A 21,167-nucleotide genomic window follows, 5' to 3' on the forward strand; every position below is an offset into this window, starting at 1 on the left:
GGCGGTCGGCGACAAGTTCACTCGTCGCCAAAGGGTGAATTACTGGGGTTTGATGCCGGCGTCATTGGCGACCGCGCGCCATGCTTCGATGTCGGCGACGTTGGCTTGCTCGTGCGCAGGTCCGGATACGTAGTGCGCGGTAATTCCTAGCCCAAGCAACTTGGCGGCGACGTCCTGTTCCTTGAGCACCTTTTCCAGCGTGCTGGATAGCTTGGCCACGACAGGCTTCGGCGTTCCGGCAGGGACGTACATCGCCCAGTTCAGCTCGCGATCGAAATCGATGCCCTGTTCCTTGTAGCTCTGGATGTCAGGCACGCTGGGAGAGCGCTGGGTACAGACCGCCAGCCCCTTGACCTTGCGCTGCGTCACCATCGGGGTCGCGGTGGCCATGTCGACGAAGCCGATGTCCACATGACCGCCCATGATGTCGGTCATGATCTGCGTCGTTCCCTTGTAGGGGACGTGCTGCATCTTCAAGTCGCCTTTCTGCACCAGGACTTCACCGCAGAAGTGGCCGGTGGAGCCGACGCCCCAACTGGCGTACTGCACCGGGTTTTTCCGGGACGCGGCCAGCTTCTTGAGTTCGTCGATATTGTTGGCGGGAAAGTCGTTGTTGGCCACGACCATGATTGCCGAATTGCCGATGGCGCCCAGCGACGTGAAGCTCTTGATCGGGTCGTACTGCAGGTCCTTGTAGACGGACGGGGACAGGATGTGCGTCGTCATGCCGCCGATCGTGATCGTGTAGCCGTCAGGCGCCGACCGCGCGACCGATGCGATGCCGATCGTGCCGCCGGCGCCCGGCTTGTTTTCCACGATTACGGGCTGCTTCAGTTCGGCGGCAAATCGCTCTGCCAGGATTCTGCCCAGCGTGTCGCCACCGCCGCCGGCGGAGAAAGGCAACAGCATGCGGATCGGTCGATTCGGGTAATCGTCGGCGTGAGCAGTACCCATGCCGAGCACAGCGAGCAGCGCGGCCGCTGCGGCGGACAGCTTCATCATTGTTGTCTCCTCGAGTTGGATTCCTGGTGCAGCGCCCGGTCGGCCTGCCCTGGTTTTTATGTGCTGATCAATGTCATGCCTTGCGCCTTCCCGTCTCCTGAACGGGAAAGCCGGTCCCGCTACAGCAACCCGAGCGAACGCAGCTTGGCGTTCTGACAGGTGTAGGGGCGTTCGCAGATCACCTTGTCCGAATTCGGCGCGAATTCGAAGGTGGCGGCCATGCGTACGCGGAACTTGCGGCCGGTCGGCTCGTAGGTCTTGCCATCGACGGTGAAGGGGCCGGCGTGCGTGCCGGAAAGCCAGAACTCCACCAGCACCGTGTCCGTGCCTTCGGCGGCGGCGACCGCGATGATCTCGTTCTTCAGGTCGGGAAATGAGGCGCGCGACGAGTGGAAGTAACCCATGACTTCCCGCTCGCCGTCGAAGACTGCGCCGCTGGAGTGCATCTCATAGCGGGGGTGTTCAAAGGTGTCGATGACCTTGTCCCATTCCTGCGTGCACTCCAACGCCATGTGGTCCACCACCGTCTTGACTCTTGCTGCCTGCAACTGTTCGCTCATGATTTTGCCTGTTGTGGAAACGTTTCCGCAGAAGTATGTGCGTTTGATTTGCGGGAAAAAAGCTAGGGATTACGCTAATTGGTGGAAACGATAACGCAGATGGTTTGCGAACCGGCGCAAGCTGGCCGCCAGATGGCGTGAAGTTGACAAAAGGAACGTAAATTGTCAATATGCGCAGGTTGTTTCCACGGCGGCGCTGCTGCACGCCAGACCGATCGCCGGCAAAGAGGATCACTCGGGCATGGCTCCAAAGATTTCCCCTGAAGAGGCCGAAGCACGGCGCGTCACCGTACTGAAGGCGGCGCGCTGGTGTTTTCTGAATTTCGGCTTTGCCAAAACGTCGCTGGATGACATTGCAAAGCGCGCAAACATCTCGCGGACGTTGCTGTACCGGACATTCAAGGACAAAGAAGACATCTTTGCCGCCGTCTTTGAATACTGGCTGATTTCCCGCCATTCCGAAGCGAAGGCCGCGGCAGCGCGCAAGGGGCCCGCCGCCTCACGTCTGCGCGAAGTCTGCCGGCTCATGGTCTACGAGCCGTGGGATGACATGGCCGGGGCGCCGATGGCGGCAGAGTTCTATGACGTCTGCGACCGGATCAATCCGGACGTATCCGCGCATCATGAGCAAGTCGTTCTGGATTGTGTGACGTCGATTCTGGGTGATGCGTCGGCGGCGGAAGTGTTCGTGCTTGCGCTGAGCGGAATGCTGGCGGACAAGCCCGCGCCCGCGACGCTGCAGGACAGAGCCGCACTGCTGATAGATCGCTTCTCCAACGCGGCACGTAACGCGGCCAAGTAACCCATCGCCGCCTGCATGGCGCCTTTCTGCATTCCCCACCTCAATGACAAAACCGACTTCAGAATTCCAAGATCTTTCGGGCAAGGTCGTATTGATTACCGGCGCCACTGATGGTCTGGGAAAGGTCGCCGCGTTGCAGTTCGCCAAGCTGGGGGCGTCGGTAACGATGCTTGGGCGCAACCGTGCCAAGACCGAGCTGGCCGTGCAAGCGCTTAAAGCGCAAAGCGGCAACGACCAGATCGACTTCATCTTGTGCGATCTTTCACGCATGGCCGACGTTCAACGGGCGGCACATGAGTTCCGATCCCGACAGCAGCGGCTGGATATCCTGGCGAACAACGCCGGCGCGATGTTCAAAAAGACGTCGCTTACCGAAGATGGGTTCGAGGTGACGTTCGCACTGAATCACCTGTCCCACTTTCTCTTGACGACCTCACTGCTGGATCTGATACGCGCGACACCGGGCGCGCGTGTGATTTCCACGTCGAGCGCAATGCAGCAGCGCGGCGACCTTGTGCTCGACAGGGTTGCGCATGCGGAAAACAGTTCCTTTATTCGGGCTTACGGCACTGCGAAGCTGTGCAACATTCTCTTTACCAAAGCGCTGCAGCGGCGCCTGGGGTCAGCGGTGGCGGTCAATTGCTTTCATCCGGGCATCGTCCGCACCAATTTCGGCGCGTTCCAGGAAGATTTTGGATTGTTGTTCAACCTGGTCTTCAAGCTGTCCCTGCCGTTTGCAAAGTCGCCGGCGCAAGGCGCGGATACGCTCGTCTGGTTGGGTGCTTCGCCAGAGGCGGCGTCGTTGCGAGGAGCGTATCTGACCGATCGTCGCGTCATTCGACCTCAGAAGCAGGGGCTGAGCGACTCGCTTGCCGACGGGCTGTGGGGCCTGAGCGAGAAGCTGTGCGCGTCGGCATTGGCCCGCAGCGCGCTGGCCGCGTCGCCGGCCTGACATGTCGAGGCTTGACGGGCGACGCGCCATGCAATGCAACGGGGCGCGCAGCGCGCGCCCCGTTTGAACTACCGATCAGAAACTCTCCCAATCATCATTCGACTGCGCGGGCTTGTTGTCGCCCGGCACGCGCAGCGGTGCTTTCGCTTGCGGCGCGGGCTTGGCGTCGGCGCGGCGAGTGTCCGCCGGCTTGCCAGCGGCCGCACGTGAAGATGCCGGCTTGGCCAAGACGCGCTGCGGCTTTGCAGGCTGGCTAACTACAGACTGCACCTCCCGCACCTGAGCAACCTGCGGCTGCGCTACAAAACGCGGCGCATCATCCTCGGCAAGACGGAACACACTGACCAATTTCACCAGCGTCGCCGCCTGCGAATTCAAGCTATGCGCAGCGGCGGCCGATTCTTCCACCAGGGCGGCGTTCTGCTGCGTGGTCTGGTCGAGCTGGTTGATGGCATCGCCCACTTGCGAGATGCCTTGTCCCTGCTCGTGCGCAGCAGCGCCGATTTCGGCGATCAGGTCGGCAACGCGGCGCACCTGCGTCACGATGTCGTTCATGGTGCTGCCGGCTTCGCCGACCAGGTTCGAGCCGGCTTCGACGTTGCCCACGCTGTCGCTGATCAGCTGCTTGATTTCCTTGGCGGCGCTGGCGCTGCGTTGGGCCAGTGCGCGCACTTCGCTGGCCACGACGGCAAAGCCGCGGCCTTGTTCGCCCGCGCGGGCCGCTTCAACGGCGGCGTTCAGCGCGAGGATGTTGGTCTGGAATGCAATCGAGTCGATGACGGCGATGATGTCGACGATCTTGCGCGAGCTGGCCGAGATGGCGTCCATGGTGCTGACCACGTTCCCGACCACTTCGCCGCCGCGTGCGGCGGCTGCGCTGGCCGAGCCGGCCAGGCTGCCGGCCATTTGCACGGATTCCAGGTTCTGCTTCACCGCGGCATTCATCTCTTCCATCGAGGCCGCGGTCTCTTCGACGTTGGCGGCCTGTTCTTCGGTGCGCTGGCTGAGGTCGGCATTGCCGGACGAGATCTGCGTGGCGCCCGTGGCGATGGACTCGCTGGACTGGCGCACCTGGCTCACCAGTTGCGCCAGGTTGGCGCGCATGGCGTCCATGTTGGCCAGCACGCTGGTCTGGTCGCCTTCGCGGCGTTGCACGCGCACGGCCAGATTGCCCTTGGCGACTTCCTGGGCGATCTGGGCGGCGTAGGCGGGCTCGCCGCCCAGACGGCGCATGACGGAGCGCACCAGGCCCAGACCCAGGATGCTGCCGATCAACGCGCACAGCACGATCAGCGCGGTCAGCGTCCAGAACGTGCGTTCGACTGCGGCGGCGGCGTCTTCGGTGTCGAGGCGGGCCAGTTCTTCCTGGCGCTTGGCGGCTTCCATCAGGATGTTGCGCGCGGCGACATGCAGCGCGGCCGAGTCCTTGTGCAGGACGGTCATCGCGGTCGGATCGTTGCGGTCGGCAAGGCCCTTCACGTCGTTGACGGCCGCCTTGTAGCGGGTCCAGGTGTCGGCCAGCTTGCCGCCGAGCTCGCGCAGGGCGGGGTCCTGCTCCTGCTGCAGACGGTCACGCGCCTGCAACACGGATTTTTCGGATTCTTCGTTCAGGCGAAGTTCGTTCTGGCGGCCTTGCGGATCGGTGTTCCAGATGTAGACGTACATGCGCCGGAAGTGCGTGGCGCCTTGGCGGGCGGCGTCGACGACGACGCGCAGCGGCATGACGGTTTCCGTGTACATGGCGCGCTGCTTCTGGCTGATGCTCCAGAGCTGCTGCATGGCGATGGCGCCAACGGCCACCAGCATCACGATGAAGAACAGCACCAGTGCGGTCAGGCTGCTCCGGAGAGAGAGATTTCTGAGTTTGGACATGATGGGCACGCGACGGGGGCGCGGAATGCGCCCTCCACCTGGGCACTACAGCACATCATGTTGCGGTGCAATACGGGGAATTGCAGGGGAAAAACGCGAGTTGAGCGCCGTCTGCGGGTTGCTGTTCCGATATGCGGGAATTGAGCGCATCGCGATGCTCCTGCCGGTTCCACTATCTGAGATTTCTACGGGAGCCGGACGGTTTTGGTCTGTTCCAGCGCCTTGCCTGCGCCGTGCCGGACAACCCAGAATGGACACGTGTTCACCCGTTCAAGCATCGACCGACCTTGGAGTCCTCATGTACATCAGCGAGCAACTGCTCAACCCGGACGAACGCCGGCTGCGCCTGTCAACGCAACTGGGGGTGCAAAGCGTCGTTCTCGATAACCGCGGCACGGAGCTGGTCTCGGCGGAAAATGGCGTCGGCGCTTGGGATGCTGTGAAGCTGGGCGAGTATCGGAAATGGGTCGAAGGATTCGGACTGAAGCTGGATGTCTTTGCGTTGGATGTCGGCTCCATTCTTCTTGATTCCCTGGTCGACCTGGACAGCGCGCGGCGTCAACGGAATACGTTGGCCGACAACATCCAGAAGGCCGCAGATGCGGGCATCAGCTGCCTCAAGTACAACGTGCAAATGGTAGGCATAACGCGCACCGGGTTGAAGCCCGGGCGCGGCGGCGCAATGAATTCAGGCTTCACGTACGCGGAATACTCGTCTGAAGACGATTGCAAGCACTCGTACTGGGGGGTGGGCTATCCAGGACACCAGGAAGAGGGCGGATCTGCGTCGGTGATGTTGTGCGGCCAAAAGATGGCGCGTGACGTTCCTCCTGTGACCGAGCAAGCGGGTTGGGATGCCATCGAGTTCCTTGTCGAAGGATTGGTGCAAGCTGCCGACAAGGCCGGTGTCAGGCTGGCATGCCATCCGCACGATCCGGCATATCCGATTGGCGGGCTCAACGGAATCGAGCATGTAGTGGGTTCGGTTGACGGGCTGCGGCGGTTTCTGGCGTTGTCTTCAAGCCGGAACCACGGGCTCAACTTCTGCCAGGGGACGGTCGCAGAGATGTTTGCGCGGCCGGCTGAGCACATGATCTCCGTCATTGAGGAGTTCGCGGCGACCGGGCGGATCTTCATGGTGCATTTCAGGAACATCCGCGGCGGTTATCTCGATTTTCAGGAAGTATTTCCGGACGAGGGCGACGTGGATATGCTCGAGGCCATCAGGGCGTATCAGCGGGGCGGGTATTCGGGACCGCTATGCCCGGATCATGTGCCGGTTTCCGAGATCGACGAAGGGCGCGAGCGCTTCATGGCGTTCGCGCTTGGCTATACGCGTGGGCTATTGCAGGCGGCCGGCGTGTGGTCGGCGCCGGGGCGTTGAACGGCGATGACGGACACGATCAAGCTGCGTAGCCAGCGGTGGCTGGCGAACGACGATTTCCGGACCGCGAATCACCGCAGCCGGTTCATGCAGATGGGCTTCGAGCGAAAAGATTGGGAAGGCAAGCCTGTCGTGGCCATCATCAACAGTTGGTCGGAGTTCAATCCCTGCCATTCGCATTTCCGCCAGCGGGTCGAGGACGTCAGGCGCGGGATCTTGCAGGAAGGAGGTTTTGCGCTGGAGATGCCCTCGATGTCGCTGAACGACGCGCTCGTCAAGCCGTCGGCGCTGCTCTATCGCAACATGATGGCGATGGAGATCGAGGAAATGATCCGCTGCTATCCGATTGACGCCGTGGTGCTGATGGGCGGGTGCGACAAGACCACGCCAGCGATGCTGCTTGGCGCGATCAGCGCAGGCGTTCCCGCGATCTTCCTGCCGGCCGGACCGATGCAACGCGGCCATTTCGGCGGCAGGACACTGGGATCGGGGTCTGATGCCTTCAAGTTCTGGGACGAACACCGCGCCGGCCGAATTTCCGATGCGCAGTGGGAAGGAATAATTGGCGGCATTGCGCGTGGCCCCGGGACGTGCATGACGATGGGCACTGCAAGCACCATGACCGCAATCGTCGAAGCGTTGGGGATGTCGTTGCCAGGCGCCTCCAGCATCCCGGCGGTGGACGCGGCGCACCAACGCCTGGCGGCGCAGACGGGACGACGCATCGTGGGAATGGTGCTTGAGAACCTGCGTCCGGCCAGGATCCTCACCCGCTGCGCATTTTTGAACGCCATCACGGTCGCGATGGCGATGGGATGTTCGACCAACGCCATCATCCACATCATCGCCCTCGCGCGTCGCGCGGGACACGCGGACGTGGGCCTGGAAGACTTCGATCGAGCAAGCCGTCGCGTGCCCGTGATCGCCAACATTCGGCCCAATGGTGATAGTGGGTATCTGATGGAGGACTTCTTTTTGGCGGGCGGCTTGCCTGCGTTGATGTCGCGTCTGGGGGCGCTGCTGCATCTGGACGAAATCTGCGTGACCGGGGAAAGCCTTCGTGTCCACGTGTCGCCGGCGCAGGTGTTGAACGAGGATGTCATTCGTCCGCTGGCGCGACCGGTATATGGGGAGGGGGCGTTGGCGGTGCTTCGGGGCAATCTTGCGCCCGATGGATGTGTCATCAAGCCCAGTGCGATGAGTCCGAAGTTCATGAATCACCGAGGTCCCGCGCTGGTGTTTGACGACTATCCAAGCCTGAAGCGCATGCTGGACGATCCGGATGCGGAGGTGACGGAGGACCACGTGATCGTGCTGCGCAATGCTGGTCCCAAGGGCGGCCCCGGCATGCCGGAGTGGGGAATGATCCCCCTGCCTTTGAAACTGATCAGGCAGGGCGTGCGCGACATGCTGCGCGTCAGCGACGCACGCATGAGCGGAACCAGTTATGGCGCTTGCGTCCTGCACGTCGCACCCGAGGCTTGGGTCGGCGGCCCGTTGGCCTTGGTGCAAACTGGCGACCTCATCGTGGTTGACGTGCCGGCGCGACGCATACGGCTGGATGTCGAGGACGCCGAGCTGGACCGCAGGCGGGCTGCGTGGGTTGCGCCACCCGCTCGCTTCGGCAGAGGCTATGGCCGGATGTTTGCCGAGCACATCTTGCAGGCTGACCAAGGCTGCGACATGGACTTTCTATTGACGCAGACTGGGGCGTCCGCAGGCGAACCAGACATTTTCTGAATTCCGTTTCATCAGTTCCAAAGTCTGAGACGAAACGGCCCGTTGGCGAAGGCGGGTTATGGCGGGGCTGCCGTCACGTGCTTTTCCTCTCGATGATCTCGAACCCGAGATCCACGCTTTTCGCGTCGATTGTGGCGTTGCCCAGGCGAGCCAGCAACATCCTTCCGGCCTGTTCGCCCATCTCGGCGCGCCGGATGCGAACGGTGGACAGGGAAGGAAACGCTGCACGGGAGATGGGCAGGTCGCCAAAGCCCATGATGGCCAGGCGGCCTGGAACGCTCATCGCCTTTTGCGCGCACGCGAACAACACGCCTGCCGCCAGCAGGTCGTTGTTGCAGAACACCGCCGAGATGTCGGAGCGGCGTGCCAACATGCGGTCCAGGCAAGGCCCGGCCGCGTCGATCTGAACCGGCGGGGGGACAAACTCGGCTTCGACATCGGACAGGCCGGCAGCCCGTGCTTCTGCCTGAAAGCCTCGAAGCCGTTGCCGAGCGCGCGTTTCGTCGGCGCCAAGAAAGGCTAGCGTCCGATGGCCTCGGGAGATGAGGTGACGTGCTGCAGCGCGGCCTGCCTCCACATTCGAGAAACCGACTGCCATGTCGATGAGGGTGGATGGACCGGCGCCGGGCAGTCCCCAGGTTTGCACGACCGGAATCCTTGCGCGCTGCAATTTCAGTCGTAAGGCCTTGGGTTGAGAAAGGCCGGTCAGCACCAGACCGTCCACGCGGCGGCCCAGAAAGGTGTCCACCAGTGCCGCCTCAACGTCCTTGCTGTAGCCGCTTTGGCCCAACAACAACTGATACCCATCCTTGGATAGCGTCTGCGCCAAGGCGTCCACCGTCTCGGCGAAAACCAGGTTGGAAATCGTCGGCACGATGGCGGCGATGATGCGGGACCGATTGGATGCCAGACCGCCAGCCATCAGGTTGGGCACATAGCCCAAATGGTCGATGGCGCTGCGCACGGTGGCCAGCGTGTCGGGGGACACCTTGTCGGGTGTGTTCAACGCCCGCGAAACCGTGACCAGGGAGACGCCCGCCTGCCGGGCGACGTCGCTCATTCGTGCATTTCCGGGCGCCTGCGGGACTTGATGGGACTTTGAAACGGTGGACATGATTCAACGGCGGAAAGAGAAACGCGCGGAAATTCCAAAGTGTGGGACGCACGAGCAAATGGAAATGGGGGGTGGATTGCCAATTCCCGGAAGGCGTTCAAAATGAAAGCGCTTCCATGATTCTATACAGAACAAATCCATAAATGGCGGCTACGACCGCATAGGAGACAACCAAATGAGCCGTAGATCCCTGCTTGTTGCCTTGGGCTTGGTGGCCAGCCTGGCCGCCCTGCCTGCCGTGGTCCAGGCGCAATCCGACTATCCGTCGCGTCCCGTCAAGATCGTTGTTCCGTTTCCCGCTGGCGGCACCAGCGACCTGATGGGCCGCCTGATCGCCGATGTGCTGGGACGCGAACTGAAGCAGCCGTTCGTGGTCGAGAACAAGGGAGGCGCTGGTGGCGCGATCGGCACTGAGCAGGTGGCGAGGGCGCAGCCCGACGGCTATACGTTGCTGCTATCGGGAATTGGCAGCAACGCCATCATCCACGGCTTCATGCCCAAGCCGCCGTACGACTCGAACACTGATTTTGTCCACATCTCGCAGTTGGCCGCCGGGCCGAACGTGCTGGTCGTCAACCCCACTTTTCCCGCGAAGACCCTGCAGGAGTTTGTCGCCTGGGTCAAGGCGAACCCCGGAAAGTTCGACTATGGCCAGGTCAACGCCTCGTCGGGCCACGTGACCACCGAATACATGAAGCAGGTGGCGGGACTGGACATGGTGGGCATCCCCTACAAGGGTGGCGCTCCCGCGTTGAACGATGTCCTGGCGGGCCAGATCCCCGGGATGTTCACCAACCAGGATGCGGTGCTGCCGCACGTTCAAGCGGGCAAGTTGCGAGCCTTGGCGGTGACCAGCCTTGAACGCAATCCGCTCTATCCGGACGTGCCTACCGTCGCCGAGTCCGGATATCCAGGGTTCAGCGCGGTGTCATGGACGGGACTGTCCGCGCCCAAGGGAACGCCCGCTGCCGTCGTCGCAAAGCTCGAGGCCGCGATGGTCAAGGGCTTCTCGGACCCCGCCGCACGTGCCAAGTTGGAAGCAAGCGGTTTCGTGGTGGTCGCGTCGCGGTCCGCCGATTACACCCGCTTCGTCAAGGATGAAATTGCTCGTTGGGAACAGGTGGTTCAGAAAGCTGGCATCAAGCTCAACTGAATAGCCTTTTTTGTTGATATCTATCCGGAATTGTTCAAATGAAAGCTGTCCAATCAAACATTGTTTCTTACGCCAAGACCGACGCAAACGCGCGTACTGCGGCTGAAAGCGGCGATCGCATCGAATGGGTAAAGGTGTCGCTGGTGTTCTTGCCGCTTGCCACGCCAGTGAGCGATGCCAAGGTGTTGACCGGCAGGCAGAAGCCGTTGACCGAGATCGCCTTCATCTTTGCCGAGATCCGGACCCGCGACGGACATGAAGGCATCGGCTTTGGGTACTCCAAGCGCGCTGGCGGTCCGGGCATGTACGCACACGCCAAGGAAATCGCTCCGAATCTGCTGGGCGAAGACCCCAGCGACATCTCCAAGCTATTCACCAAGCTGCTTTGGGCCGGCGCTTCGATGGGCCGCAGCGGTCTGACGACACAGGCGATCGCGCCCTTCGACATTGCCCTGTGGGACCTGAAAGCCAAGCGCGCAGGGCTGCCGCTTGCGAAGCTGCTGGGCGCGCACCGCGACTCCGTGCAGTGCTACAACACGTCGGGCGGATATCTGCACACGCCGCTGGATCAGGTGCTGAAGAACGTCCAGATATCCCGTGAGAGCGGCATCGGCGGCATCAAGCTCAAGGTCGGTCAGCCCGACCTGGCGATCGATGTCCAGCGCGTGGGCGAGGTGCGCAAGCTGTTGGGCGGCGACTTCCCCCTGATGGTGGACGCCAATCAGCAGTGGGATCGGCAGAAGGCAACGCGCGCCTGCCGTGCCTTTGAAGATTTCGATCTGACCTGGATCGAAGAGCCTTTGGACGCCTACGATTTTGAAGGCCATGCGCAATTGGCTGAGCGCTTTGATACCGCCATTGCGACGGGAGAAATGCTGACCAGCGCGGGCGAGCATGCGCAGTTGATCATGGCTGAAGGCAGTGACTTCATTCAACCGGACGCGCCGCGTGTGGGCGGAATTACTCCGTTCCTGGAGATCATGGCGCTGGGCGCATTCAAGGGCCGCAAGCTCGCACCCCACTTCGCAATGGAAATTCACCTGCACCTGGCGGCCGCGTATCCGATCGAGCCATGGCTCGAACACTTCGAGTGGCTCGGGCCGATGTTCAACGAGCAGATGCACTTGCGGGACGGCCGTATGTATGTGTCGGATCGGCCCGGGCTGGGTTTCTCGCTGAGCGAGCAGGCCATTGCGTGGCGCGCTGACTTTGAAGAGTTCGGCAAGCGTCCCTGAAGGGGATGAGGGCGAGGCGGCGTTGGCCGCCGCCGCTTTTTTTGTCGGCAGGCAGACAAGAACCGTTCAGAAAGGAAACGCGCCAGCCGAAAGGCTGGCGCGTTCTCCTGCGGAACTTGTCTGAGGGCTGTATTCGGCCTACACCGTGTAATCGACCGCGGCCCAGTCGAAGTAAGGTTTCAAGTCGGCCACCAGCGCAACGTGCAGCGGGTGGAACAGGTAGGCATCGAGCTCGGCCGCATTGTCGACCTCGGACTCCAGAACGTAATCCCAACTGATGGGGCGCGTCAGCTCGTTGGCGGCGACACGCCAGAATCGGATTGCCGGAATCTGGGCGCCCAGGTCGCGCATGCGCGCGGCTAGTCTGGTTTCAAGGCCGGCGTCGCGATCAACGCCGGGACGCCGGCGAAAGAGGACGATGTGCCGGATCATGCGCGTGCCTTCGTTGCGCTTTCCAGGTGATATCGCCGGCCGGCGTAGTCGAAGTCGACCAGTTCATTGATGCGCACGGATGGATCGGCGGGCGAGGCGTAGTACGCGCGGATCTCGGCGATCTTTCCCGTCGTTGGATCGAAGTCGTACCATTCCGCGCCGCGCAGGGCGGTGCCGCTCTTGTTCTTCCAGTGCGTCCATTCGATCATGGCCTCGGGGGAGTCGTGGCTGACGATGATGCGTTCGATGGTCCACTGTGAACCCAGCGTCTCCACACACCACACCCATTTCTTGGCGATGGTGTCGGCGGAGCGCCAGGGGACTTCCGGCAGGCCCGCCGGGAAGTAATGGACGGCATCGGGCGTGAAGCAATCGACCAGCGCGTCATAGTCGCCGGCATTGCAGGCGTCGAAATACCGGCGGATTAACGCGGCGTAGTCGTCGGGGGTGAATGGGGCGTTCATGGATGCTCCTGAATTCAGTTGGAATCAACGGCTGCTCGCGGGTTTGGCCGCTGGAATCGCGGGGCGGCCGTCGGCGACCCATTGCTTGAACTGCGCGCGCGTGGCGTCACCGGGCGGGTAAAGGCCCCACAGCGGCTCACCGGCTTGCACGCGCAGCGCGAGATACGCTTCGATGTCGTCACGCTTTTCACACAGGTCGGCCATCTCTTCGGCCATGTGGGCGGGGATGACGGTGATGTTGTCGCCGTCGCCGTGGATCACGTCGCCAGGGTAGATCGCTACGCCAGCGCAACCGATCGGCACCTGCAGGTCCGCGACGTGGTGATAGCTCAGCCGAGTGGTTGCGGTGACGCCAGTGCTCCAGATCGGAAAATCCATCTGGCTCAATTCCGTGCCGTCGCGGAATGTACCGTCCGTGATGACGCCTCGCGCGCCACGCATCATCATGCGCGTGATCAGCATGTTGCCCATGGACGCGGCGCGGCCATCCTTGTTGCTGTCAATGACCAGCACGTGGCCCGGCTCGATCTGCTCGACGCCGACCCATTGCAGGTTATCCGCGGAGGGCGACGTCGTCAGGTTGCCGTAGACGTCCACATCCTCGCGCGCGGGGATGAAGCGCATGGTGTAGGCCCGGCCGGCAAAGGGCTTGATCTTCTTGTTCAGCGGTTTGAGTCCATGCAGGACGGGCTGGCGCAGACCCTTGATATAGAGCTGGGTCGTCAGCGAGCCGCTGGTCGCGCGGGCCAGACGATCCAGGACAGAGTCGGGGACGTAAGGCGCCGGTTCGCGCTGCGGAATTTCGGCGAGGGGAGGGGGATTGGAGACGCTCATGATGGCTGGCTGTCAGTGTGAAGTGGGCGGGAAAGCTGCGGTTTGTCCCAAATGGTGAGACGTGCCGGGATGATTATTTACGCCACCGCGGCGCGGCATCCGTTCATGGAATGGTATTGAAGTTGTCTCGAACTTAATATGCTGGGGAGCCGGCGTGAACCGCCGAACTCGGCGCTTTTTTCCACATACTGAGACTTCATGCGATGACGGCGAATACTGGTGATGGAACTGGATCTCTGGAGAAGGCCATCGATATGCTGGAGGCAGTGGGAGCGGCGACGGACGGGCTCAGCCAGACCGAGCTGGCCACGCAGCTTTCGTTGCCCCGGACAACCACCTACCGCCTGCTCGCAACGTTGGTGGCGCGCGGCATGCTGCGCCGCGATCCGCTACGCAAGGTCTACCGTCTTGGTTTTCGTTGTTTCGAAATGGCAAGGCAGGCTTACACGATGCCGGATCTGGCGGCGGCAGCGGCCTTGGAGATGCGGGGTCTGCGCGACTTGACCGGAGAGACCTGCTATCTCGCCACTTTGGACGGGCTCGAGGTCATTTCGCTTGAACGGTGCGATGGCGCGCACAGTGTGAGATCCGCGGCGGTTCTGGGACAGCGAAAGCCGGTTCATTGCACAAGCCAGGGCAAGGCCATCCTGTCCGTGATGCAAGCCGCATCGCGCGAGGAAATCGTCCGCGATATGACGCTGAAATCTTTCACGCCGCATACCATCACTGATCGCAGACGCCTCAATGCGGAACTAAAGATCACCGCCGCCCGGGGCTATGCCATCGATGACGAGGAAATCGTGGAGGGCGTGCGCTGCGTGGGGGCGCCTATCGTGGACGCAGCGGGCGTCGTGCGCGGAGCAATCAGCGTGGCGGGGCCGGCCTATCGGCTGACGCGCGCCAGGGTTGAATTGCTGGGGCTCGAAGTGGCGCAGGCGGCGCGACGGGTAGGGGCACAGCTCGAGACGGTAAAGCCGCCCGCGGACGAGACCGCGGCTGTTGCGATTCCCGGCCCCTGGGCCTTTCAAGGCGCACATCCGCAATGGAGCGAGGACCGCACGGTGCTGTATTGGGCCGATGTGCTCGCGCCGTCGGTGCGGCGGCTTGATATGACCAGCAAACCGCCGCGCGACGAACTGATCTACCGCTTGGAAAGCCCGATAAAGGGGTTGTTGATTGAACCGGAGGGGATGCTCGTTGCCGGCGGGACCAGCGCGGTGCAGATCACCTCGGACGGCTCCATTACGCCGCGCGCGGCATGGCCGCGTGGGACGTTGCTGGCATTGTGTCCCGGGATCCGCGCCGGCGAGGCCTGGGCTGCCTTGGAGCAAGAGGATGGCATCGGCTGCGTAGTCGGCGTGATCACGCTGGCCAACGGGAAGTTTGAGCCAAAGTGGACGATCGCCGAGCCCGTGCAGGCGTTGCGATGGGGCGCCAAGGATAGCGAACTCTACGCCGTCTCACCGGAATCTGGCGCGGTCCTTATCCTGCAACCGGGTCATGAGGGCGTGAGGCGCCTGGCCAGCATGCCAAAAGGGTCGGGCCTGCTCAGCGGACTTGCGCTGGACGACGATGGCGGTATCTGGACGGCGCTTTGCGACGGCTGGAGCGTGGTTCGTTTCACGCGGGATGGGGTGCTGGACCGAGTGGTCGGTTTGCCGGTGCCATGTCCGACGGACCTGGCGACGGACGGCGCGCGCATGATCGTGACAACGTCGAGGCATCAGGTCGCGCTCGATACTCTGGCAAAGGCGCCCATGTCGGGATGCCTGTTTGAATTTTCGATTTAGACGGCCCGAAGGCGCTCCCGTTTGAAGGGGAGCGCTTTGCGTCGTATCAGGCTGCGGCGAGTGCGCGGGCCCTGCTCAAGGCAAACTGAGCTGCGCCGTCCGCCCGCCATCCACCGTCCACACCTGTCCGGTCACGAACGCCGCTTCGTCAGAAGCCAGCCACGCCACCAGGCCAGCGACCTCATCCGGCGTGCCGGTCCGCCTGACCGGATGGATGCGCTGCACCGATTCCCGGAAGCGCGCGGGGTCTGGCAGCGTGTTGATGAAGTCATCGTTGAGCGCCGTGTCGATCCATCCCGGCGCCACCGCGTTGCAGCGGATGCCGTCCTGGCCGTGGTCGATGGCGACCGCGCGGGTCAGGCCATGCAGGCCGGCCTTGGTCGTGGCGTAGGCGGCATGCATGGGGTTGGCGCCCAGGCCCTCGATGGAACTGATGTTGACGATATTGCCGCGCGTCGTCTTCAAGTACGGCAGCGCCGCCTTGATCAGCACGAAGGGCGTGGTCAGGTTGACGTTCAGGGTCCGCTTCCAGTCGGCCAGCGAGGTGTCTTCGACCAGCGCTTCCTGCATGACGCCGGCGTTGTTCACCAGCACGTCCAGCTTGCCGGTCCGGCGGATGACTTCCTCGATCACGGCGGCGGCGCGCACGGGATCGGACAGATCGGCTGCGATGGCTTCGAACTCGTCGTCGGCCGAGCGTTGGGCGGTCAACACCCGGGCGCCTTCATCGCGAAAGCGTCTTGCGATGGCCTGTCCGATGCCGCTTCTGCCGCCGGTCACCAGGACGACCTTGTCTTCAAATCTATTCACTGCGTTGCGTGGTTCAGGAGTCTTCAACGCCTGGCAGGATAGCAGGCGTCTGCTCGGCCGATTCCCACTGCACGTGTTCGATGCGGTTGCGGCCGTTGGCCTTGGCCAGATACAACTGCTGGTCGACGGCCTTGATGAAGTCCGCGCGCGTGGCCTGGTCTTGCGGCACCACCGTGCCCGCGCCGACGCTGACCGTGATACGTCTGCCGTGCGGCGACAGCGCATGCACGATGGCTTTTTTCTGCAATTGGCGCTGGCAGCGTTCAGCGACCTTCCGCGCGACCTCGGCATCGGCCTCGGGCAGCAGCACGACGAATTCTTCACCGCCGTAGCGCGCAACGAAATCGCGCGGACCGTCCAGCGCCAGGCTCAGCGTTTCGGCGATTTCGATCAGGCACTTGTCGCCCTGGGTGTGGCCATACAGGTCGTTGTATTGCTTGAAGAAGTCGACGTCGAAGAGCAATACCGACAAGGGCTGGCGTTCGCTGCGGGCGCGCTCCCATTCCAGTTCGAAACTGCTGTCGAAGCGCCGCCGGTTGGCGATGTTGGTCAGGCCGTCCTTGAAAGACAGCACCTCAAGTTCTTTCTGCAGGCTGAGCAGTTTCTCTTCGGTCTTCTTGCGCTCGGTAATGTCGAACATGAAGCCGATCAGGGCCTCGGGCTCGCCGCTTTCCGTGCGCACGACGTGCACCACGTCGCGGATCCACACGTAGCCGTTGTCCTTGGTCAGCGCGCGGTAGTCGGCCTCGTGGTCGACGCCGGCCTGGGATTGCGAGACGCAGAAATTCACCACGTACTCACGATCCTCGGGATGCATGCGCATCGCCCAGTCCTCGACGGTGACCCAGCTATCGGTGCTCCAGCCCAGCAGCGCTTCGATCTGGGGGCCGATGTAGGCGAATTTCATCGTGGCCCAGTCGATCTTCCAGGGAATCGCCTTGGTCGATTCCAGCAAAGTCCTGTACACCGCGTTGTCGTTGAGAAGCGTGCTGTCGTCGGCCATGCTTGATCCTTCCGGGATTCCGAGGAACGAGCACTGTAGCCCGAAGCGGGGACTGATGGGGATCTGCCGGATTCAGCTACTTCCGGACCCAGCCCCCCAACCCGCTGTCGTTGTAGTACTTGATGTCAAAGCTTTGTGCCTGCCCGTTTGCCATCTTGAAGACGATGGACGCCCGCGAGGCGAGCATTTCGGCTTCACCGGCCGGCGAAAAGGCGAACGTGTCGCCGTCCCAATGGCGCACGGGAAAGCGCATGTCCTTCGGTCCCAGCACCAGGGTCAGCGCGCCGTAGGCTTCCTCGATCCGCGCGGGGCCGTAGTAGGGGTTGTCGAACGTGCCGGTGTACTGCGACAACGCTTTTGGTGCGGCGGGCTTGGCGGGATCGGGCTTGCCGGTCAGGTCCGCCTGCGGTTCGAACAACTTCTTCATGGCGCCGTTGTATGCCGCATACCAGTCGCGTGTGGACTTGCCGTACAGCGCCGTGTCGGTGAACGTGGCCACCACGGCTTCCGCCGCGCCGACCGGCGCGCCATTGGTCAGCACGACGATGCCGATGCCGGCGGAGGGCACGATGCGGAAGGTGGTGCCCGTGCCCACCAGGAAGGCGCCGGAATGCCCCATGGCAGGGCGTCCGCCGGTTTCCGTGTTGACGTTGAAACCAAAGCCATAGAAGCCGGACCGCGTATTCAGATCGGGCGCGGGGGCGCTGAAGGCCTGCGGCGACAGGGCGGGCAGCAGCGCGCCGGGAGCGGCCAGTGGCTTGCCCTGGTGTTGGCCATCCGCCAGCAGCAGTTTCAGCCACTGGGCCAGATCCACCACCGTGGAGGACACGCCGCCCGCGGGCGCCTGCGCATCGGCGTTGCGCTTGCCTACCTGCACGAAGCGGCCATTCTGGTAGGCGTGCAGCAAGGCGCGGTTGCCGTGCGACTCGAAGTCGGCGTAGCGGTAACTGGTCGAGGCCATGCCCAGCGGCTTGAAAAGCTGTTCGTCGGCCAGCTGCTCCCACGGACGTCCCGCAATCTTGGCGATGGCCTCTGCGCCGATCGTGGTGCTGAAGTTGGCGTAGTGATACGACGTGCGGAAGGGAGTAAGCGGCAACAGGCGCAGGCGGGCGATGACCTCGTTGCGGGAAAAGCCCAGGTCTTCCAGATCGTCGCCGGCCGTGGGCGGCAGCCCGGTGCGGTGCGCAAAGAAATCGCCGATGGTGGCGTGCTCGGACACATAGGCGTTGCTGAGCGCAAAGCCCGGAAGATGACGCGACACGGGGTCGTCCCACGTGGCCTTGCGCTGCGTGATCTCGATGGCGGTCACTGTCGCCGACAGCGACTTGGAGATGGACGCGATCTGGAACACGGTATTGGCATCCACCGGCGCGTCCTTGCCGACCTCGCGTGTGCCGAAGCCTTGCGTCAGCACGGTCTTGCCGTCGATGACGACCGCGACGGCCAGGCCCGGCACCTGGCTGCGTTGCATGATGTCCTTGATGATGCCGGGCAGGTCCTGCACGGCGCGTTCGCGGCTGCCGGCAGGAATCGTGACGGCGTCCGCCGGCGGGTAGTCGGCGGGGGTAATCGGCACGGGTTGCGACCAGGCTGACGTGACGCAGCCCAGGGCAAGAACGATCGTTGCGGTGATGCGCGTGGTTGTGCTGTGCATGTTGGCCTCAGAATCCTGCTTGGTAAGCGATGCGAAAGACGCCCTGGTTGAGGCGCAGGGCCTGGTCGCGCTGATGCGTGATCCCGGCCTGCACGATCAACCCCGAGGGCGTGACGTAGGTGACTGCGCCCGATACTCCCCAATCCGTACTGTCCAGCAGGCCATACCGGGCCAGCGTCTGGCCGCCGCCGGTCAGCTTGCGCACGGCGGCCGTCGCGGTGACCTGCCAGCGGTCTCGAGACAACGACACCGAGGTTACGCCATTGCCGTTGGAAACCGGCGCGCCGCGAAAGGCGCTGGAATAGGTAGCCTCGTTGAACCAGTTCAGGTGCCATCCGTCATCCAGCGGCGTGTCGTAGCTCAGCCGGGCCGATACCGTGTTGGCACTTTCGCCCTGGTCCGGATCCAGGTGCAGCCGGCCCGCGTCCACGCCGCCCGATATGCCCGCCAGTCCGGGTAGATCGCGGAAGTCGTACGAAAGGATGAAAGACTTGAGCTGGTCGCTGAACAGCGGCGGCTCGTCGGGGCCGAGCAGGCCGCCGTCCAGGCTGAACCTGCGGTTCATAGCGGTGTTGTCGCGCTTGAACAGCAGGGCGGCCACGGAATGCGTGCCGCGGCCCGACGTATCCAGCGTGTAGCGTCCGCCCACGCCGATCGAGCCGCGGAATTCCGAGTTCTCGTTGAAGCCCGAGTACAGGCCGTCCACGACGTGCCAGGCGTCGCCAAAGCCCAGATCCATCTTCCCGCCGTACAGCGCATAGTTGTCGGCGGTGTAGGCGGCGAACAGGTTGTCCAGGTTCACGCCCAGATCGGAAAACGCGTTGTCCTTGGTGTCGTTGGTGGACGAGTTGAACGTGGCCTTGGTGCGGATCGAAAACTCGCGCGTCAGTTGCAGCACCAGCGCGGCCTCGGCGGTGGGCTGCACACTGCTCCAGTGCGAGCGCGGAAGCTGGCCGTTGTCGTCGTGCACGCCAAAAAAGCCGGTGTAGCCGGTCATCAGGAGGAACCTGCCGTTCAGGCGCGGATACGATTCGTCGCCATCGGCCAGGTCGCTGTAGGGCGTGAGAAAGATCTCGGTCTTGAAAATGTCTCTTGCCTCTTGCGCCGACGCGCCGTGCGCGGCCACGGCAAGCAGCGCCGCCGCCGCGGTCTGGCGCAACGCACGATGCAGACGCTTCACCGCGCCAGCTCAGCCGCCAGTTCGCGCACCTGCGCATGGATGTTGTTGAACATCCCGAAATTCACGCGGCTGGCGACGACGAACACGCCCAGGTCGCGGTTGGGCGACAGCACCACGTACGACATGAAGCCGCCAATGCCGCCGCTCTTGCCCAGCAGGAACGGCGAGCCGTTGCGCGGCAGCGTCACCACCCAGCCCAGTCCCATGCCGTCGGCATCCGTGACCTCCGTGCCCACCACGGATTTGAGCCCGTCGTAGGGCAGCCACATCGTGTGCGCCAGCAGGGCGTTCTCGCGGGCCTGTCTGGCGCCATCCAGATGCCAGCGCATCCAGCGCACCATGTCGTCGGCCGTGGCGTAGACGCCGGCGCTGGCATACATGATGTCGGGCGCCACCGCATTGGGGTCGGGCTTGTCGAAGGGATCGAGGCCCGTCATCAGGCGCTTTTTCTGTGCGTCGTTCAGCAGGTTGGTGGCGTCGGTCATGCCGGCGGGCTTGAAGACCTCGTTGGCAAGCACGGTCGAATAGTCCGCGCCGCCGGCCTTGGCCAGCGCGTCGCCCAGCAGGCCATAGCCCAGGTTGGAATACAGCGTGGTGGTGCCGGGCACGTAGGCGGGCTTGTGGCTGCCCATCCACTTCCAGTAATAGGCCCGGTCGAAGACGGCGAACGGATTGTCGGAGGGCTTGGCGTCCGGGTCGGGCAGTTCGCGCGGCAGGCCTGCGGAATGCGTCGCCAGGTCGAGCAGCGTGATCGGGCGGCCGTTGGCATCGACCTTGGCATTGTCGGGCGCGTACTTCGAGAGGGGATCGGTCAGCTTAAGCTTGCCCTTGGCGGCCAGCGACGCCAGCACGTCGCCCGCAAACACCTTGGACACCGACGCGATCCGGAAGATCGATTTGCCGTCGGGTTCGACGCCGCTGCCCGGCGCGGTTTCGCCATAGCCCTGGACCACCACGTCATTGCCGCGGACCGCCGCGATGATCAGGCCCGGCGCGCCGCCGTTCAGATACATCTGCATGCCGGCCATGGACACGGCATCCTGCAAGGCCAGGTCGGCGGCCTGGGCGTGGCCTGCGCCCAGCGCGCAGGCGGCGCTCAAGGCAAGTACGGGGATGCGCGGGAGAAGGCGGGACGTCAGCATGCGGTTCTCACTGAAGGGGCGAGGAACGGGTGTCCCAGCGCATG

19 protein-coding genes are annotated in these 21,167 nt (G+C 63.3%); 7 read left to right on the plus strand and 12 right to left on the minus strand.

Annotated features, from left to right (window positions below):
• Positions 1-39 precede the first annotated feature (39 nt).
• Both AC6CIE_RS16800 and AC6CIE_RS16805 read right to left on the minus strand, forming a co-directional pair.
• Positions 40-1,002: a Bug family tripartite tricarboxylate transporter substrate binding protein gene (locus tag AC6CIE_RS16800; protein ID WP_498092994.1), complete on the minus strand. Its 963-nt coding sequence runs from the start codon at positions 1,000-1,002 to the stop codon at positions 40-42.
• A gap of 119 nt (positions 1,003-1,121) precedes the next feature.
• A complete protein-coding gene (locus AC6CIE_RS16805) occupies positions 1,122-1,562 on the minus strand; it encodes a nuclear transport factor 2 family protein (RefSeq protein ID WP_481144581.1) in 441 nt (146 codons plus the stop codon).
• A gap of 241 nt (positions 1,563-1,803) precedes the next feature.
• Between AC6CIE_RS16805 and AC6CIE_RS16810 the strand changes: the two genes are divergently transcribed.
• Positions 1,804-2,364, plus strand: a complete 561-nt coding sequence (locus tag AC6CIE_RS16810; RefSeq protein WP_498092996.1) for a TetR/AcrR family transcriptional regulator — start codon at positions 1,804-1,806, stop codon at positions 2,362-2,364.
• A 43-nt stretch (positions 2,365-2,407) separates the two neighbouring features.
• Positions 2,408-3,316 carry an SDR family oxidoreductase gene (locus tag AC6CIE_RS16815; RefSeq protein WP_498092998.1) on the plus strand — a complete coding sequence of 303 codons (909 nt, stop codon included), beginning with the start codon at positions 2,408-2,410 and terminating at the stop codon, positions 3,314-3,316.
• A 75-nt stretch (positions 3,317-3,391) separates the two neighbouring features.
• On the opposite strand, the gene AC6CIE_RS16820 is transcribed toward AC6CIE_RS16815, so the two are convergent.
• Positions 3,392-5,188 carry a methyl-accepting chemotaxis protein gene (locus AC6CIE_RS16820; RefSeq protein WP_498093000.1) on the minus strand — a complete coding sequence of 599 codons (1,797 nt, stop codon included), beginning with the start codon at positions 5,186-5,188 and terminating at the stop codon, positions 3,392-3,394.
• Positions 5,189-5,486: 298 nt separating this feature from the next.
• Here AC6CIE_RS16820 and AC6CIE_RS16825 point away from each other — a divergent pair, with 298 nt between their 5' ends.
• Both AC6CIE_RS16825 and araD read left to right on the plus strand, forming a co-directional pair.
• Complete coding sequence (locus AC6CIE_RS16825; RefSeq protein WP_175122659.1) at positions 5,487-6,572, plus strand: mannonate dehydratase; 1,086 nt, start codon at positions 5,487-5,489, stop codon at positions 6,570-6,572.
• A gap of 6 nt (positions 6,573-6,578) precedes the next feature.
• Positions 6,579-8,312 (plus strand): L-arabinonate dehydratase, encoded by a 1,734-nt coding sequence (gene araD, locus AC6CIE_RS16830; protein WP_498093002.1) that lies wholly within the window; start codon positions 6,579-6,581, stop codon positions 8,310-8,312.
• Positions 8,313-8,385: 73 nt separating this feature from the next.
• Here the strand turns inward: araD and AC6CIE_RS16835 are convergent, their stop codons facing one another.
• Positions 8,386-9,372, minus strand: coding sequence for a LacI family DNA-binding transcriptional regulator (locus AC6CIE_RS16835; protein WP_254594926.1), 987 nt, complete (start codon positions 9,370-9,372; stop codon positions 8,386-8,388).
• A gap of 229 nt (positions 9,373-9,601) precedes the next feature.
• Between AC6CIE_RS16835 and AC6CIE_RS16840 the strand changes: the two genes are divergently transcribed.
• Positions 9,602-10,579 carry a Bug family tripartite tricarboxylate transporter substrate binding protein gene (locus AC6CIE_RS16840; protein WP_175122662.1) on the plus strand — a complete coding sequence of 326 codons (978 nt, stop codon included), beginning with the start codon at positions 9,602-9,604 and terminating at the stop codon, positions 10,577-10,579.
• 38 nt (positions 10,580-10,617) lie between these two features.
• A complete protein-coding gene (locus tag AC6CIE_RS16845; RefSeq protein ID WP_286937448.1) occupies positions 10,618-11,814 on the plus strand; it encodes an L-talarate/galactarate dehydratase in 1,197 nt (398 codons plus the stop codon).
• Positions 11,815-11,952: 138 nt separating this feature from the next.
• Here the strand turns inward: AC6CIE_RS16845 and AC6CIE_RS16850 are convergent, their stop codons facing one another.
• Genes AC6CIE_RS16850 through AC6CIE_RS16860 form a run of 3 tightly spaced genes read right to left on the minus strand, consistent with a single transcriptional unit; the run spans position 11,953 to position 13,544 of the window.
• Positions 11,953-12,246, minus strand: a complete 294-nt coding sequence (locus AC6CIE_RS16850; protein ID WP_175122664.1) for a Dabb family protein — start codon at positions 12,244-12,246, stop codon at positions 11,953-11,955.
• Entirely contained in the window at positions 12,243-12,710 is a 468-nt protein-coding gene (locus tag AC6CIE_RS16855; RefSeq protein ID WP_498093005.1) for a nuclear transport factor 2 family protein, read from the minus strand. Before AC6CIE_RS16855 ends, AC6CIE_RS16850 begins: the two co-directional genes overlap by 4 nt.
• Before the next feature lie 24 nt (positions 12,711-12,734).
• Complete coding sequence (locus AC6CIE_RS16860; RefSeq protein ID WP_498093007.1) at positions 12,735-13,544, minus strand: RraA family protein; 810 nt, start codon at positions 13,542-13,544, stop codon at positions 12,735-12,737.
• A gap of 203 nt (positions 13,545-13,747) precedes the next feature.
• Between AC6CIE_RS16860 and AC6CIE_RS16865 the strand changes: the two genes are divergently transcribed.
• Positions 13,748-15,334: an IclR family transcriptional regulator domain-containing protein gene (locus tag AC6CIE_RS16865; RefSeq protein WP_498093009.1), complete on the plus strand. Its 1,587-nt coding sequence runs from the start codon at positions 13,748-13,750 to the stop codon at positions 15,332-15,334.
• A gap of 75 nt (positions 15,335-15,409) precedes the next feature.
• Here the strand turns inward: AC6CIE_RS16865 and AC6CIE_RS16870 are convergent, their stop codons facing one another.
• From AC6CIE_RS16870 to ampH, 5 genes are all read right to left on the minus strand, one after another.
• Positions 15,410-16,144, minus strand: a complete 735-nt coding sequence (locus tag AC6CIE_RS16870) for an SDR family NAD(P)-dependent oxidoreductase (protein WP_175122668.1) — start codon at positions 16,142-16,144, stop codon at positions 15,410-15,412.
• A 13-nt stretch (positions 16,145-16,157) separates the two neighbouring features.
• Positions 16,158-17,147, minus strand: coding sequence for a sensor domain-containing diguanylate cyclase (locus AC6CIE_RS16875; protein WP_498093011.1), 990 nt, complete (start codon positions 17,145-17,147; stop codon positions 16,158-16,160).
• Between the two features lie 76 nt (positions 17,148-17,223).
• A complete protein-coding gene (locus AC6CIE_RS16880; RefSeq protein WP_498093013.1) occupies positions 17,224-18,801 on the minus strand; it encodes a serine hydrolase in 1,578 nt (525 codons plus the stop codon).
• 7 nt (positions 18,802-18,808) lie between these two features.
• Positions 18,809-19,981 carry a hypothetical protein gene (locus AC6CIE_RS16885; RefSeq protein ID WP_498093015.1) on the minus strand — a complete coding sequence of 391 codons (1,173 nt, stop codon included), beginning with the start codon at positions 19,979-19,981 and terminating at the stop codon, positions 18,809-18,811.
• Positions 19,978-21,123: a D-alanyl-D-alanine-carboxypeptidase/endopeptidase AmpH gene (gene ampH, locus AC6CIE_RS16890; protein ID WP_343738660.1), complete on the minus strand. Its 1,146-nt coding sequence runs from the start codon at positions 21,121-21,123 to the stop codon at positions 19,978-19,980. The genes AC6CIE_RS16885 and ampH overlap by 4 nt, the downstream gene beginning before the upstream one ends.
• Between the last annotated feature and the right edge of the window lie 44 nt (positions 21,124-21,167).

The organism is Achromobacter sp. GQ309, assembly GCF_059759315.1.